The organism is Shewanella maritima, assembly GCF_004295345.1.
In the GTDB taxonomy this organism is placed as follows: Bacteria; Pseudomonadota; Gammaproteobacteria; order Enterobacterales; family Shewanellaceae; genus Shewanella; species Shewanella maritima.
On record NZ_CP036200.1, the window covers coordinates 1,454,784 to 1,469,384 of the forward strand.

General features: G+C 45.8%; 14 protein-coding genes and 1 pseudogene. 11 read left to right on the forward strand and 4 right to left on the reverse strand.

Going from position 1 to position 14,601, the window contains the following annotated elements; all coding sequences use genetic code 11:
* Window positions 1–143 precede the first annotated feature (143 nt).
* From ybeD to lipA, 3 genes are all read left to right on the forward strand, one after another.
* Window positions 144–410: a DUF493 family protein YbeD gene (gene ybeD / locus EXU30_RS06230; RefSeq protein ID WP_130598365.1), complete on the forward strand. Its 267-nt coding sequence runs from the start codon at window positions 144–146 to the stop codon at window positions 408–410.
* A 145-nt stretch (window positions 411–555) separates the two neighbouring features.
* On the forward strand, window positions 556–1,206 hold the full coding sequence (lipB, locus tag EXU30_RS06235; RefSeq protein ID WP_130598367.1) for a lipoyl(octanoyl) transferase LipB: 651 nt from the start codon (window positions 556–558) through the stop codon (window positions 1,204–1,206).
* A gap of 2 nt (window positions 1,207–1,208) precedes the next feature.
* Window positions 1,209–2,174, forward strand: coding sequence for a lipoyl synthase (lipA, locus tag EXU30_RS06240; protein WP_130598369.1), 966 nt, complete (start codon window positions 1,209–1,211; stop codon window positions 2,172–2,174).
* Between the two features lie 534 nt (window positions 2,175–2,708).
* Here lipA and rimI read toward each other — a convergent pair.
* From rimI to glnE, 4 genes and pseudogenes are all read right to left on the reverse strand, one after another.
* Window positions 2,709–3,185 carry a ribosomal protein S18-alanine N-acetyltransferase gene (gene rimI / locus EXU30_RS06245; RefSeq protein ID WP_130598371.1) on the reverse strand — a complete coding sequence of 159 codons (477 nt, stop codon included), beginning with the start codon at window positions 3,183–3,185 and terminating at the stop codon, window positions 2,709–2,711.
* A 101-nt stretch (window positions 3,186–3,286) separates the two neighbouring features.
* Window positions 3,287–3,625 (reverse strand): DNA polymerase III subunit psi, encoded by a 339-nt coding sequence (locus tag EXU30_RS06250; RefSeq protein WP_130598373.1) that lies wholly within the window; start codon window positions 3,623–3,625, stop codon window positions 3,287–3,289.
* Window positions 3,626–3,697: 72 nt separating this feature from the next.
* Window positions 3,698–4,666: a GGDEF domain-containing protein gene (locus EXU30_RS06255; protein WP_130598375.1), complete on the reverse strand. Its 969-nt coding sequence runs from the start codon at window positions 4,664–4,666 to the stop codon at window positions 3,698–3,700.
* A 110-nt stretch (window positions 4,667–4,776) separates the two neighbouring features.
* Window positions 4,777–7,631 (reverse strand): annotated as a pseudogene (gene glnE / locus EXU30_RS06260) (bifunctional [glutamate--ammonia ligase]-adenylyl-L-tyrosine phosphorylase/[glutamate--ammonia-ligase] adenylyltransferase).
* A gap of 165 nt (window positions 7,632–7,796) precedes the next feature.
* On the opposite strand from glnE, the gene EXU30_RS06265 reads away from it, so the two are divergent.
* The 8 genes from EXU30_RS06265 to EXU30_RS06300 all read left to right on the forward strand — a co-directional run bounded on the left by EXU30_RS06265 (window position 7,797) and on the right by EXU30_RS06300 (window position 14,579).
* Window positions 7,797–8,765 carry a hypothetical protein gene (locus EXU30_RS06265; RefSeq protein ID WP_130598377.1) on the forward strand — a complete coding sequence of 323 codons (969 nt, stop codon included), beginning with the start codon at window positions 7,797–7,799 and terminating at the stop codon, window positions 8,763–8,765.
* Window positions 8,766–8,778: 13 nt separating this feature from the next.
* On the forward strand, window positions 8,779–9,678 hold the full coding sequence (locus EXU30_RS06270; protein ID WP_130598379.1) for a DUF350 domain-containing protein: 900 nt from the start codon (window positions 8,779–8,781) through the stop codon (window positions 9,676–9,678).
* A gap of 5 nt (window positions 9,679–9,683) precedes the next feature.
* Window positions 9,684–11,441, forward strand: coding sequence for a polyamine aminopropyltransferase (locus EXU30_RS06275; RefSeq protein WP_130598381.1), 1,758 nt, complete (start codon window positions 9,684–9,686; stop codon window positions 11,439–11,441).
* Between the two features lie 78 nt (window positions 11,442–11,519).
* On the forward strand, window positions 11,520–11,933 hold the full coding sequence (locus EXU30_RS06280; protein ID WP_130598383.1) for a YjfI family protein: 414 nt from the start codon (window positions 11,520–11,522) through the stop codon (window positions 11,931–11,933).
* 10 nt (window positions 11,934–11,943) lie between these two features.
* Window positions 11,944–12,633, forward strand: a complete 690-nt coding sequence (locus EXU30_RS06285) for a PspA/IM30 family protein (RefSeq protein ID WP_130598384.1) — start codon at window positions 11,944–11,946, stop codon at window positions 12,631–12,633.
* Window positions 12,634–12,639: 6 nt separating this feature from the next.
* Window positions 12,640–13,293: a hypothetical protein gene (locus tag EXU30_RS06290; protein ID WP_130598386.1), complete on the forward strand. Its 654-nt coding sequence runs from the start codon at window positions 12,640–12,642 to the stop codon at window positions 13,291–13,293.
* A gap of 15 nt (window positions 13,294–13,308) precedes the next feature.
* Window positions 13,309–13,635, forward strand: a complete 327-nt coding sequence (locus EXU30_RS06295; protein ID WP_130598388.1) for a hypothetical protein — start codon at window positions 13,309–13,311, stop codon at window positions 13,633–13,635.
* A gap of 122 nt (window positions 13,636–13,757) precedes the next feature.
* Window positions 13,758–14,579 (forward strand): ion transporter, encoded by an 822-nt coding sequence (locus tag EXU30_RS06300; RefSeq protein WP_130598390.1) that lies wholly within the window; start codon window positions 13,758–13,760, stop codon window positions 14,577–14,579.
* The last annotated feature ends 22 nt before the right edge of the window (window positions 14,580–14,601 follow it).

Here is a 14,601-nt window from a genome sequence, read left to right on the forward strand (position 1 = left end):
AGCTAAGTTCAAATAAACCTAATTTCAAATAGTTAAAGCCACAGTTATGTGGCTTTAATTTTTTAGCGCCCCAAAAGACTTGAATAAGGTATAATCAGCACCATATTTAGAGTTAAATCCAATCCAGCCCAAAAGAGTAGCGCATGTTAAACACCACTTTTGACGAAGTAATGGAATTTCCAAATTCTTGCCCATTTAAAGTTATCGGCGATGCTGATGACTCCTTAGCTGACCGCGTTGTAGCCGTTGCTCAGCAATTAGCGCCGGGCGATTACACACCAACAGTAAAGGCTTCAAGCAAAGGCAGCTACTACTCAGTTACCATTCGCATCACTGTGACCAGTAAAGAACACATTGAGCAAGCATATACTGATCTAGCGGCAATTGAAGGCGTAAAACGCGTCCTTTAACACAAATCATTTCACGATTAGCGCTAAAGTCGAGTATAATCCCGACTAAATTAGTCAGGTACTTAACGTTAGCCTAATTCACTAACAGCTGATATCGATTCGCTGCCTAGTGACGCTCGTGCATCAATAAGGGGAGAGGTTGCCCTTGCAAACTCCAGCATTACACATCAGACATTTGGGACGTCAAGATTACGAGTCAATTTGGCACGCAATGCAGTCCTATACCGATAATCGCGACGAAAACAGCCAAGATGAGCTGTGGATTGTTGAGCACAACCCTGTGTTCACTCAAGGGCAAGCCGGCAAAGCCGAGCACATCCTTAATCCAGGCGACATCCCGGTTATTCAAGTGGACAGAGGCGGCCAGGTGACATACCACGGCCCAGGCCAACTGGTGGTATATCCTCTTATTGATATTAAACGCGCTAAAATTGGCGTACGTGAATTAGTCAACAAGATTGAGCAAAGCATTGTCGACATGCTCAACATCTATGGTGTTGAAGCATATGCTAAAGCTGACGCACCAGGTGTCTATGTCAACGAGCGTAAAGTTGCCTCACTTGGGTTACGTATCCGCAAAGGCTGCTCATTCCACGGTCTAGCACTAAACGTCGACATGGACTTAGCACCATTTCAACGCATCAACCCATGTGGTTATGCCGGAATGGAGATGGTGCAATGTAAAGCATTAAACGGCCCTCAAACGGTCGATGAAGCCAGTGAAAAACTGATTCAAACATTAAGTAAAATATTGGGTTACCAAGAATTGGTACATCATCAAGGATTAGTAGAATAATTATGAATAGGCCTGAAAGATTACAACCCGGTGTTAAGCTGCGTGATGCAGACAAAGTCGCCCGTATCCCAGTTAAAGTCGTGCCATCTGAGCGTGAAACTATGCTGCGTAAGCCTGATTGGCTACGTGTAAAACTGCCAGCATCTAATCAGCGTATTACTGAAATCAAATCAGCACTACGTAAAAATGGCTTGCACTCTGTGTGTGAAGAGGCTTCATGCCCTAACCTATCTGAGTGTTTTAACCACGGCACAGCGACCTTTATGATTTTAGGCGCGATCTGTACCCGCCGTTGCCCGTTCTGCGATGTAGCTCATGGCCGCCCACTTAAGCCTGATGCTGATGAGCCAAAGAAACTGGCGCAAACTATCAAGGACATGAAATTAAAATATGTGGTGATCACCTCGGTTGACCGCGATGATTTACGTGACGGTGGTGCTCAGCACTTTGCCGATTGTATTCGCGAGATCCGCGCACTTAACCCAGAGATCAAGATTGAAATCTTGGTGCCAGACTTCCGTGGTCGTATCGATGCAGCACTTGATATCCTAGCGGTCGAGCCACCAGATGTATTCAACCACAACCTGGAAACTGCGCCAAAGCACTACCGTAAAGCGCGTCCAGGTGCTAATTATCAGTGGTCACTTGATCTACTTAAACGCTTTAAAGAGCGCCATCCAGATGTGCCGACTAAGTCAGGTCTAATGATGGGCTTAGGTGAAACCAATGAAGAGATTGCACAAGTACTTCGCGATCTGCGTGAGCATAATGTAGAAATGCTTACCCTTGGCCAGTACCTTCAGCCATCTAAGTTCCACTTACCTGTTGAACGTTATGTCCCACCAGCAGAGTTTGATGAGCTAAAAGACTATGCTGAAAGCATTGGCTTTACCCACGCGGCCTGTGGCCCTATGGTGCGCTCAAGCTACCATGCAGACTTACAAGCACAAGGTAAAGAAGTGAAGTAACTTAGACTCACTCGCGAATCAAATAGAAAAGCCACTGATGTTATATCAGTGGCTTTTTCGTTTCTCAATCATCAACCACCGCAAATAGACAAGACTAGATAACTCGCCAAAATGTGGTTTTACTACAAAATTAAAGCTATACTTTTCAATATCTTGAAGGTTTACTCTGACCCAAAAGCTATTCACCAACCTTGTCAGCTTAAATACTTAGCCCCCGATGCAATAACATTTAAAGCACGCGGCAAGCACGTCCTGTGGGCTCGACGAAAACATCCCTGTTTTCAATGGCTTTAAATGTCATTACACGCAGTCGCTGAAAAGTAGCAAACGTTGCTCCATTTTAGGGAGCTCACACAAAGTCACATTCTTTAGAAAGGAGTGATAGTTTACTTCTAAATCATCAAGCGCCACAGATAAACAAGGCTATGTAAAATCGCCAAAGTGTGGTTTTACTACAAAATTTAATCGATATTTTTCAATACCTTGAAGATTTACTCTGACCCAAAAGTTACTGCCCCAAAAATTAGAATGCTCTTACCTAAATTGATAATCCATTAAAACGGCATCTTCTTTGCCGCTGTCAGTTGGGTAGTAGTTTTTGCGAATACCACTTTGATTAAAGCCTTGTGATAGGTACAAGCCAATCGCGGCCTGATTGGAGGCTCGCACTTCTAGCAATATGCTCACGGCGTTATGTTGCTTAGCTTCAGTGATCACCTGCTCTAGCAATTGTTTACCTAAACCTAGGCCTTGAGCTTGTTGATGCACGCAGATATCCATTAAGGTCACTTCATCAACAATTTGCTGCACTATGACAAACCCAAGCAGGGTTTGTTGGTCATTATAAATTCCAGTAACTCGATACCATTTGCCAAAACAACTTGCCAAAATCGCCTGCGACCAGGGATGGCTATGGGCGCTTTGTTCTACTAGCAGCATTTGTTCTACATTAGCTTCAGTAAGGGGTTGTAGAATGTACTGATTGGCTGATACTGAGTGAGATTCTGACATTGGTTAAACTATGATTGGTTAGACTATGATTGGTTAGACTATTAACTATGACTAGTGATGATAGCGTAAGTAGCTGGCGACAAGCCTGCTTTATATAGCATTTACTGGCTATTTTGATGGTCGCAAATTTGCTTCCAAAGCAGGCGCTTTTGTTCTGGGCTGGCAATGACATCTTGCAAAGGTTTACTCACTAGCCACGCAACTCTTGGGCGCATAGCCACTTTTCGCATATCCCATACCACTTGCGGGCCTGAAACATGCTGGCAATCGAAGTCGCACTGCTCTGGTGTTACCCCAATTAAACTTAAGATATGGTTGAGAAACGGGTGCTCGCTCATATCAGCATCAAGGTCATGAATCACCAGATAGGGCTTCCCCGGCTTATCCGCACCGCGCCAGCGGGTGATATTCATCGCATCAAGATAAGCAGATTTTTCCATAAGTAGCAGGTTTCTTTGCAAGTAAGTGAACTAGCTTAGTTTACGAGATTTTTGGTCGTGATAACACTTAAGTTAATCACCTTGATGATGCTGCGCTTTAACTTTGAACATAGCTTCATCCGCTTTAGCCAGATAGCCAGCTAAATCAAGCTCGCTATTATGCTGACGCTGGCAAACACCGACGCTGTAGGCAATATCATAGGGCTTATTAAGGAGTTTGTTTTGCTCGGCAAGCTTATGCTCAAAGCGAGATAATATAATCTCGATCTCATCGCAATTCATGTGACTAATAAGCACCACAAATTCATCGCCGCCAAAACGGGCAACCACATCAGACTCACGAAAATTAGCCTTTAACACCTCGGCGAAAGCTTGCAGGGCAACATCCCCCTGCTCATGACCATATTGATCGTTAATATCTTTAAAATAGTCCAGGTCGAAAAACAGTAAACTGGTACCCACCTGATATCTATCGCAACTTGCTAACGTTTGTTCGGCCAGCATTTCAAAACCGCAGCGATTAGATAAACCTGTTAATACATCTAACGTAGAGCGCTGCACACTAATCAACTCATCTTCAACTAACTTACCTAAATCCTCTAGAGCTAGCTTATCCTCAACTGAAAACTGCCTCGCCGTACTATCAATAATACATAAGGTCCCTACGCGTACACCGTTGGGCATCTTTAGCGGGTATCCAGCATAAAAGCGAATGAAAGGGGCTTGTTGCACTAGTGGGTTGTCGCTAAAGCGTGGGTCGATAGAAGCATCTTCAACAGTAAACACATGTTCTTGCACTATGGCATGTCCACAAAATGAAATATCACGGCTGGTTTCACAGGCATCTAAACCTTTAGCCGACTTGAACCATTGACGTTCGCTATCCACTAAGCTGACTAGGCAAATTTCGACATTAAACAAACGCTGTGCAAGACGTGTGATGCGGTCAAAACGTTCTTCAGCTGCTGTATCAAGTACATTTAAGCTGCGCAGGGTTTCAACTCTATCTTGTTCATTTTCAGGGATTGGCGCTGCGAGCATACAAAAATCCTGTTACTTATATTAGCTATAATATAAGCAGCAGAATTTAGAAAATTCAACCAATTCAAAGCTGCATTACACTACAACGACCCGAGTTAAATACTAGTGGGTTATAACTGTAAATACTGATTGTAAATACTAATCACTGCATCAGTATCGGCAGTAAACCTAGCTACTGGCACCTGACCTTTTTTATGCTGCAATGTCAGCTCATGGTTTGCATCACGCAATTGGCAATAGGTTTGAATAAGCTGCTGCGCTTGGGCAAATCCCATCAACTCGCGCTCAGCGAGCACTTCAAAAATGCGCACATTATCAGACCAAACAGTTAAACCTTTATCTTCATGGGCATGGGCTAACACCATAAATTGCGCAATAAACTCAATATCGGCTATGCCGCCAGGGCTTTGTTTTAAGTCAAAGGTTTCACTGTCCACTTTCAATAAGTGATCACGCATTTTAACGCGCATATCGCGCACCTCTTTGGCGAGTGAGACTTTATCGCGCTCAGTCTGCAGCACTTTAGCCCGTTGCTGGCTAAACTTGGCTGCCAGTGCATCGTCACCATACACAAAGCGAGAGCGCACTAACGCCTGATGCTCCCATGTCCAGGCTTCAGTGGCCTGATACTCGCCAAAGCGCTCAATCTCACTGACCAGCAAACCTGACGCGCCAGATGGACGCAAACGCATGTCGACTTCATATAGCTCACCAGAGGTGGTCCGAGTCGCGAATAAGTGAACAATGCGTTGGGCAAGCTTCAAATAGAAGTGATTGTTATCAATTGGGCGTTTACCATCGGTTTCACCAGCAGGTAATTTGTCATGCAGAAACACCAAATCAAGGTCTGAGCCATAGCCAAGCTCTAGGCCCCCAACTTGCCATAGCCGATAACTGCAAAACCCATATTGCTGACGCTTGTGTCAGCTGGCACGCCGTGACGCTCAGCAACCTGCTGCCAGGCATGTAATACCACTTGCTCAATAATAGCTTCGGCCAGGTAACTTAAATGATCGCTTACTTGCATGACTGGCAATACACCTGTGACATCAGCAGCTGCAATTTTTAACTGCTGCGACAGCTTAAATTGACGCAATGCCTCCATTTGTTGCTCCATGTCATCATCGGGCACGCGCAATAGATACTGACGTAGCTCACTTGGGTAATCATCAATGGCTGTGGTGTCATATAACTGAGCGGGATCGATAAGCTCATCAAGCAGCATAGGGAAGTTAGCCAGCTCCTCAGCAATCCACGGGCTGGCACTACACAAGCGAACTAGTTGCTGGCGAGCACCTGGGTTTTCACATAACAGCTCAAGATAGGTGGTACGGGTAAGAATTTTATCCAGCACCTTAGCAACCGGCATAAATGACGCGCTAGGCTCAGCTAACTGTAATAGTTCATCCAGCAGCTTGGGCATTAGTTTATCGAGCGTTTCGCGCCCGCGTGGGCCGATTGAGCGTTGCAACACGGTCGCGCGCCACGACTTAATTTGCGGCCAAATATCATCATCTTCAACTTGCTGCTCAACAAGTAAAGCAGCCGCGTCTTCATCATCTTGGCAAATCCATAATTGGCTACCTAACGGGTCTTGATTATCTTGCTGCTCGTCACCACCAACCGTGGCATTAAAATGGCTGTGGATCTTACGCATCGCTGACTCTACATGGGTGCGAAGATCTGTTTCGTTTACTTTATCCAGCGCATGACATAAGCGCTGCCAGTGTAACTCTTCGCTTGGTAGGGTTTGGGTTTGCTTATCATCAATTGCCTGCAAAAGGTTTTCTACCCGGCGCAGAAAGATATAACTATCTTTAAGCTCGTTAACAGCCAAATACTCTAGTTGCCCAAGCTTATTTAAGGTTTCAATGGTGGCAAACAAGCTTTGCTGGCGCAATGACGGCTCTCGCCCACCACGAATAAGCTGAAAGCTTTGCACCACGAATTCAACCTCACGAATGCCGCCTGCACCCAACTTGATATTGTCGCTAAGTCTGCGGCGACGCACTTCTTGGGCAATAAGCTGCTTCATTTTTCTCAGTGACTCAATCGCTGAGAAATCAATATAGCGGCGATAGACAAACGGTCTTAATAAGTCATGCAACTCATCGCTATGGGCAGTCCAGGGGCCAAGTACGCGCGCCTTGACCATGGCATAACGCTCCCAATCACGACCTTGCTCTTGATAGTAGTCTTCAAGGCCGCTAAAACTGACAACCAATGGGCCTGACTCGCCATAAGGGCGCAGGCGCATATCGACTCTAAAGACAAAACCATCAACGGTGACTTGATCTAACAGATTAACCAGACGCTGCCCCATACGAATAAAAAACTGCTGATTGTCGAGCGAGCGGCGACCACCTTGGGTTTCGCCATGCTCTGGGAAAGTAAAAATAAGATCTATGTCTGACGAAAAGTTAAGCTCACGGCCACCGAGTTTACCCATGCCTAATATCAGCAAAGGCTGAGCATTACCCTGAGCGTCCATCGGCGTACCCAATTGCTTGCACATTTCGTCATAGAGCCAATCGCGCGCAGTAATCACTAAAGACTCGGCTAACGCGGATAAATCTAGCAATGATTCTTGCAGTGGGGTCAGATTTAAAAAGTCACGCCAAGCCAGACGCACCATGTGCAGATTACGATAATCACGCAGCGCTTTTTTCACGCCCTCTTCTGAGGTTTGCTCGGCGAGTAGTGCCGTTAGCTCAGTGCTAAATTGCGCCCGATCAACATCATCAATTAAGCCATTAAATAACAAAGGCACCCAATCACTATGCCGGCAAAGCTGCTCACCAATAAAATCACTCAAGGCAGAAGCTTGTTTTAGCTGCGCTTGTTGTGACTCACTTAATTGCTCGCTTGCTTGAGGCCAAGCCTCACACAGTTTTATCCAGTAACTTTCTGCTCGCTCAACTAGCAGTGCAGATAATGCCTTGTTACTTTGATTTTCCATGGCGATAATGTCTCCTTAACGCAATCAACGATAGACATATTATGTCACGAGTGCTATATCTAGACTCATACATCAGATTGATATTCATCGCAATAAGATGAAATTCATAAACCTCAGGTACTATACCCTGTGTGTGTTTGAATTATGAAATATATACCAACTGGAGAAATCATGTTTGGCAAAATTTCGGCGATATCCCGCTATCTGGTAACCATCACCATGGTGTTGTTACTGTCAGCGTGTGGCGACGACCGGCCAGAGCAAATCGCCAAGTACCAACAACTGGCACAGCAGCGCCTTTCTCAGCTCGAATCCGCTTTAAACCAGGGCGAAGTACGTAACGCCAACCTACTCACTCAATATGCACAAGTGCTAGCAGCTAAGCAGCCTGACATGGCGCCGCTAATCAACGAGCTTGCTAAAGATGCCACCAGCTCAGGGCCTATGTATAGCTCCCTTGCAAGACGTGTGACTGAGCTAAGCAGCAGTGCAAACTTTATTGACCTTGACCAGCAGCTAGAAGAGGCACAAAACCTTTATCAAGCGGCTGATATGGCATTGTTTAACGACATGCTGTCAGACCCGGTCAATGTGATTGCCGATATGTCTAACGGCACACTCGCCAGAGTTAATGCCATGAGCCGAGAGGCCGAGATCGTTGCTAATGGCAGTGAAGACTTTGGTGCGGGTAGTCAGTTAGTCGGCAACCCAGCCTATGGCAGCTGGCAAACCAACTCAAGCGGTATCTCGTTTTGGGAGTGGTATGGTATGTACGCCATGTTCTCCAATGTTTTCAATCGGCCAATTTATTACGATTCTTGGTCAAACCGCCGAGGCTACAGTTATTACAACGATGTAGGACGTTATCGCTACACTTCGCCAAAACAAGCAAGAGCGCAAGACAGAGTATTTGATAGCACCAAAAAGCGCTTTGACAGCCAGGGCAAACGCTTCTCAAGCCCATATGCGAAAAACCGCACTGGCTCGACGAGCTTGTCACGCCAGTCAACCAGCAGCCCGAGCACCAAGAGTGCTAGCGCCAGCAGCAGTAAGTTCCGCTCAAATTATGCGAAAAGTAATAGCAGTAGTTTTCGCAATTCATCTACCCGTACCTCTCGTGGTACACGCAGAGGCAAATAGGTAAGGAAACGTCATGAACTTTTTTCAACAATATGGCATCACCACAGACTTGGTCATTATTCTTGGCATCGATCTCGCTATCGCCATTGTACTGCTAACCCTCATGCGCTTTTTGCAGGGCTGGAGTGCCAAAGTTAGCAGCCGTGAAGAGCTATCTGAGCGCGACAACTTTGCTTTTGGTATTAGCACAGCAGGTGCAGTAGCAGCCCTAGGTATTGTATTAACTGGGGCAATTACCGGTGAAGCCGCCACATCTTACACTGTTGAAGCCATTGGCATGACAGCCTATGGTTTATTTGGACTGATTCTAATTAAGCTTGGTCGTTATCTTCACGACAAAATCGCCTTAAATGAGTTTGCTAAGAATGAGCAAATTTTAAAGGGTAATGTGTCTGTGGCTTTAGTTGATGCCGCTGCAGCAGTTGCTACTGCAATCATTATCCGCGCGGTACTGTTATGGGCAGAAGACCTTACTCTCGATACCTTTGTAGCGATATTTGCCGCCTTTATTATCTCACAGCTGATGATGGTGCTATTAACTCGATATCGTGAAAACCAATACGCTAAACGTAATCAAGGCGCATCCATGCAACAAGCTTTGATGCAAGGGCAAACTGCACTGGCGATTCGCCACAGTGGCTACATGATTGCCATGGCGCTAAGCTTTAACGCTGCAAGTCACTTTATCTACTATGAGCCGACGGCATATCTGCACAATATTGGTGGTTGGTTAATCTTTTCAATCATTATGCTAGTGCTGCTTTCTATCATTATCGCTATCGTGAAAAAGCTGGTACTGGTTGGCATTGATATCGCTGACGAAGTGGAAAAACAGCACAACATAGGTACAGCAGCAGTAGAAATGGCGATCAGTATCGCTGTTGCTCTTATTCTTACCGCACTGATGGCTTAACTTGTATGACCCAAGCTTCACCCTCCCCACTAGCCGATGACAATGGGGAGGGCGCAATTGTTGACCCTGCCCTACAAAAACGCGTTAGCTGGTTTGACGATGTTTTATTGCTAGGCATTATGGCCGCGCTAGCGGGATGCGGCCTTATCTACGAATACTTACTGTCTAATTACGCTGGCCGTATTTTAGGTGCGCTAGAGGCCGCAATCTATACCATGATTGGCCTAATGATCGTATCTATGGGTATTGGTGCATTTGCTGCGCGTAAAATCCGCTGTGCCTTTACCGGCTTTGCAACACTTGAGCTTGCCATCGCTCTATGCGGCGGCTTAGCAATCATCATTACCGCTGCAATTATTGGCTTTGGCCACGTGATGCCTGTTGCCATAGCATCACAGCTTAACCTGCCACCCGACCAATTACCTGATGGCGGCGTTATCCACACCTTTCAAGTCCTTAGCCATTACATCCCATACGCCTGGGGAGTATTGCTGGGTTTAATGATAGGCATGGAAATCCCACTTATCGCCCGCGTTCGTCAATCATTAAGTGAAGCGCACTTGCTCCACAACGCCGGTACCATTTACGGCGCTGACTATATTGGCGCCGGTGTTGGCGCGGCGATTTGGGTAGGCTTTATGCTGGCCATTGATATCCAATTGGCTGCAGCAATGACAGCAAGCGTAAACTTGATTGCAGGTCTGGCATTTATCTGGCGCTTCTGGCAGCAAATCCGTTATGTGAAATTACTGTTTGTCGGCCATATCATTGCCTGCGCTATTCTCGGCGTGTTGGCTTATAAAGGCCCTCAGTGGGAGCAAGGGTTCAACAACCTACTGTATAAAGATAATGTGGTGTATACCGAGTCGACCAGATTCCAACAACTGACCTTTACCGAGCGTTTACGAGGCAGTGGTAAGCCGCCAGTTTATAATCTTTATATCAACGGTCGCCTGCAATTCTCTAGCATAGATGAGCACATCTACCACGACTTTTTAGTCCACCCTACACTCGCTGCAAGCGCTAGAACCGACAATGTTTTGATCATAGGCGGCGGTGACGGTTTAGGGCTTAAACAGGTTTTAAAGTGGCAACCTAAGTCGGTAACTTTAATGGACTTAGATGAAAAGCTAGTTGCGCTATTTAAGCAACCACCAGCTGATATGCCTAAGCGATTAAGTCGCGCCATGCTGGCGTTGAATGATGACGCCCTTAACGATTCTAGAGTTAATCTCATTTACGATGATGCCTTTAATGGCGTTGATAAACTCATAGGTGATAATCAAAAATTTGATGCCATCATCATCGACTTACCTGACCCAAGTCACCCAGACCTTAACAAACTGTATTCAGATATGTTCTACCGCAAGGTTGCCGAGCTGCTAAGCGCTGATGGTGTGGTCACAGTGCAGTCGACCTCGCCTTACCATGCACCAGAAGCATTTATGGCGATAGGCAAAACCCTCAGCGCGAGCGGGTTTAACGTCAGTCAGTATCATCACAATGTGCCTAGCTTTGGCGAGTGGGGCTGGACTAGCGGCACACTCAAAGGCGCACCAATGAAGAGCCGTATTAACAAACTTGACGCGCTGCCAGTTGAGATGGATTGGATTACCCTAGGATTAATGCAAGCATCATTCGAATTTCCGCTTCATTTCTATGATGATTTGCCGCAAATTAAGGTAAATGAGATTGGCTCGTTGCAGCTCTATCGCTACCACCAAGGAGCATGGTCAGAGCAGGAACTGATGAATCTTTTTTAATGGTGAAAAAAGGCGCTTGACATATTATGTCGTGGTGCTATCTTTAATCGCAGACATATTATGTCAATGAGGACAATTATGAACATCCATACAATTGCAAACCATCTAAATGGCTTATGCGACCAAAGTAAAACCGGCTTTCAATTCGACTGCTACCCGATTGACGGTGACGTAGAAGTATTGCAAGCCAACATTATCGGCCGTGAAGAAATTCCGGTGTTTGTTTCGGTTACTGACAATCAAATTTTGTGCATCAGCTACCTTTGGGGCGAAGACGAAGTTAACCCAGAGCGCCGTGCAGAAATGTTTGAAACCATGTTAGAACTTAACATTCCAATGCCATTATCATCATTTGCAAAAATTGACGATAAATATGTGGTTTACGGTGCTTTGTCTGTTCATTCAAGCATGGAAGAAGTTGAGCAAGAATTAGCTGTACTGTCTGACAACTGTCTCGAAGTCATCGACGAGCTAGCCGACTATTTAAAATAAGGAGCCAATCATGGGTATCTTAAATAAAATTTTAACCGCGTTTCGTGGTGGTGCGACAGAAGTAGGTCAAAGCATTGTCGATGCCAACTCAACACGTATTTTCGAACAAGAAATTCGTGACGCTGAAAAACACTTAACCAAAGCTAAGCGTGAACTAACTGACGTGATGGCTAAAGAAATGCAAGCCAGCCGCGAAGTTGAGCGTCTGCAACGCGCAATTGCTGAACACGAAGGTTACGCAACTCAAGCTTTAGAAAAAGGTAACGAAGCACTCGCCCTTGAAGTCGCTGAGAAAATTGCTCAGTTAGACCAAGAGCTTTCTGAGCAACAAAGCGCTAACCAAAGCTACACGGCTCATGCTGAGCGCCTAAAAACACTGGTGAAGAAAACTGAGCGTCAGCTGTCTGATTACCAACGCCAGCTAAGCATGGTTAAGACCACTGAAAGCGTGCAAAAAGCGACAGCGACTATCACAGACTCGTTTGCGTCAAGCAACTCTAAGCTGCTTAACGCTAAAGACTCACTTGAGCGTATCAAGGCACGTCAGCAACAGTTTGATGACCGTCTAAAAGCGGCTGAAACCTTAGATGATGAGAACAGCGACAAGTCACTGCAAGCCAAACTAGCCGAAGCTGGCATTGGCGAGCAGAAGTCTAATGCAAGCGCTGTACTTGACCGCATAAAAGCGAAAAAAGGGTAATTAGCAATGGGATTTCTTAGCGGCCTATTTGGCAAAAAACAAGCTCCCGAGCGCACGCTCAGCAATCCCAATGAGCTACTCAAGGGTGACATGGTCACCCTTGATGATAGCTTTGCATTGCCGTCGCAATTAAGGGGTCAACAACTGAAAGTGGAAGCCATCCACACCTACGAGTATCAGCGCAGCCAGCAGTGCGAGCTTTTACTTAGAGGTGCCGAGGGCAGCGCTATTTTCATGGCTTATGTTCAAGACGACGACCCTTATTTAAGCTTTTCAATCAAAATCACCCGTGCAGATGTTGAAGAACTATTCGACCTCGATGAGTTTGCGCAACTGTTCGAAGAGCCAGGTAATGCCACTTTGCATACTAATGAGTTATCAGCTGAGCTTGATGACTTATTTGGCCGTTGGTTAGCCCCAAGCTACCATCAGCAAGAGTTTGCCCAGTTTGGTTACTTCCACCGCGAGGACTATCGCAACCTTAAGCCGCCGCAAGATGAAAATGGCAAACGTGGTGACGCCTTTGAAAGCTACAACCTGGTCAATGGCGACGATACTCATGCTATTGATGTTGAGGTATATGAAGGTGGCGAAACTGAGGTCATGCTGACGCTGTACCGCCCATTGAGCGACATTCGCGACTACTGGCCAGGAAGCTAGGCAGGAGCAAGAGTAATGACGAAATCAAAAACCTTACCGGAAGCCTGGCTCAAAAACCAAAAAGCCGCCAAAGCAACGCAAGTGGCTTTTGATCTGGATGAAAAATTCCAGTACACCATTCGCAAATCGGCACTAGACGAAGGCTTGAGCCCGTCTGATCAAATCCGCACCATACTTGGCTTATCGATTTCAAAACGCCCTAAGCGTCCACGCTTAACCGTCTCACTTAGTCCTGATGATTATGTCTTGCTAGCGCAAAAGTACGATCTAACACCTGAAGACCAGTTGGAAATCAAAAAGCGGGTCATCGATGACCTCGTCGAGTTTGTTGAAACTAAATAAGCTTAATCGGTTGACTTAAAACGCACAGTCCTTAGCACTGTGCGTTTTTGTTATGCTACTCTGCGTACTAATACCATTTGGTATAAAGCAATGAGTTTTCAATAAATCATAAATGGATTGCTATGATTGATTCACAAAAATGGTCAGCCCGCATAAGAGAAACTACGCCCAGCCCGATTGAGCTAGCCATGATGGTGCTGTCGTTAGTGTCTGTGGTCGTGGTGCTCGCAATGACATTCTCAAATCTTGACCGCGAAACCTATCGCTTACTGTTAGCTATCGACTCATCAATTTGTATCATCTTCTTAATCCGCTTTTTTGTCGGCTTGGTCAACGCTCGCGACAAAAAATACTATGTCAAAACCCATTGGATTGATTTTGTCGCCAGCATTCCGGCCATAGAACAACTTAGGTTTGCCCGAATCTTCCAGATCTTAAGGGTTATTCGCCTGCTTAGAGCTAGCCGTTCGCTGATTTTACCGCTGCTAAAACAACGCAAACAAACCACACTCGCCAGCCTTTTATTGGCAATGGTGTTAATTCTAGCTTTCTCATCGATTCTGATTTTACTGGTGGAGTCTGGCGCACCAGATGCCAATATCACCACAGCAGAACAAGCCATCTGGTGGGCACTGGTCACCATCTCTACCGTCGGTTATGGTGATTTCTATCCTGTTACCACTGCAGGGCATGTTATCGGCGGCGTAGTGATTGTCAGCGGCGTAAGCTTCTTCGGGGTAATATCAGGTTATATGGCATCGGTATTCGTTGCACCTGATGACGCAGAGCGGCAGCAGGCACACCAAGAAGAAATAAAATCAGAGATTGAACGAGCACTAGAGCGTATGGAGCAAAATCAGCAAAAGATGGAACAAAACCAAACTCAAATGCTTAGTGAGATTAGCGAATTAAAAACTCAACTTACTAAAGCGAAAAAAGAGTAACAAACATCTAACTCTAAGACTG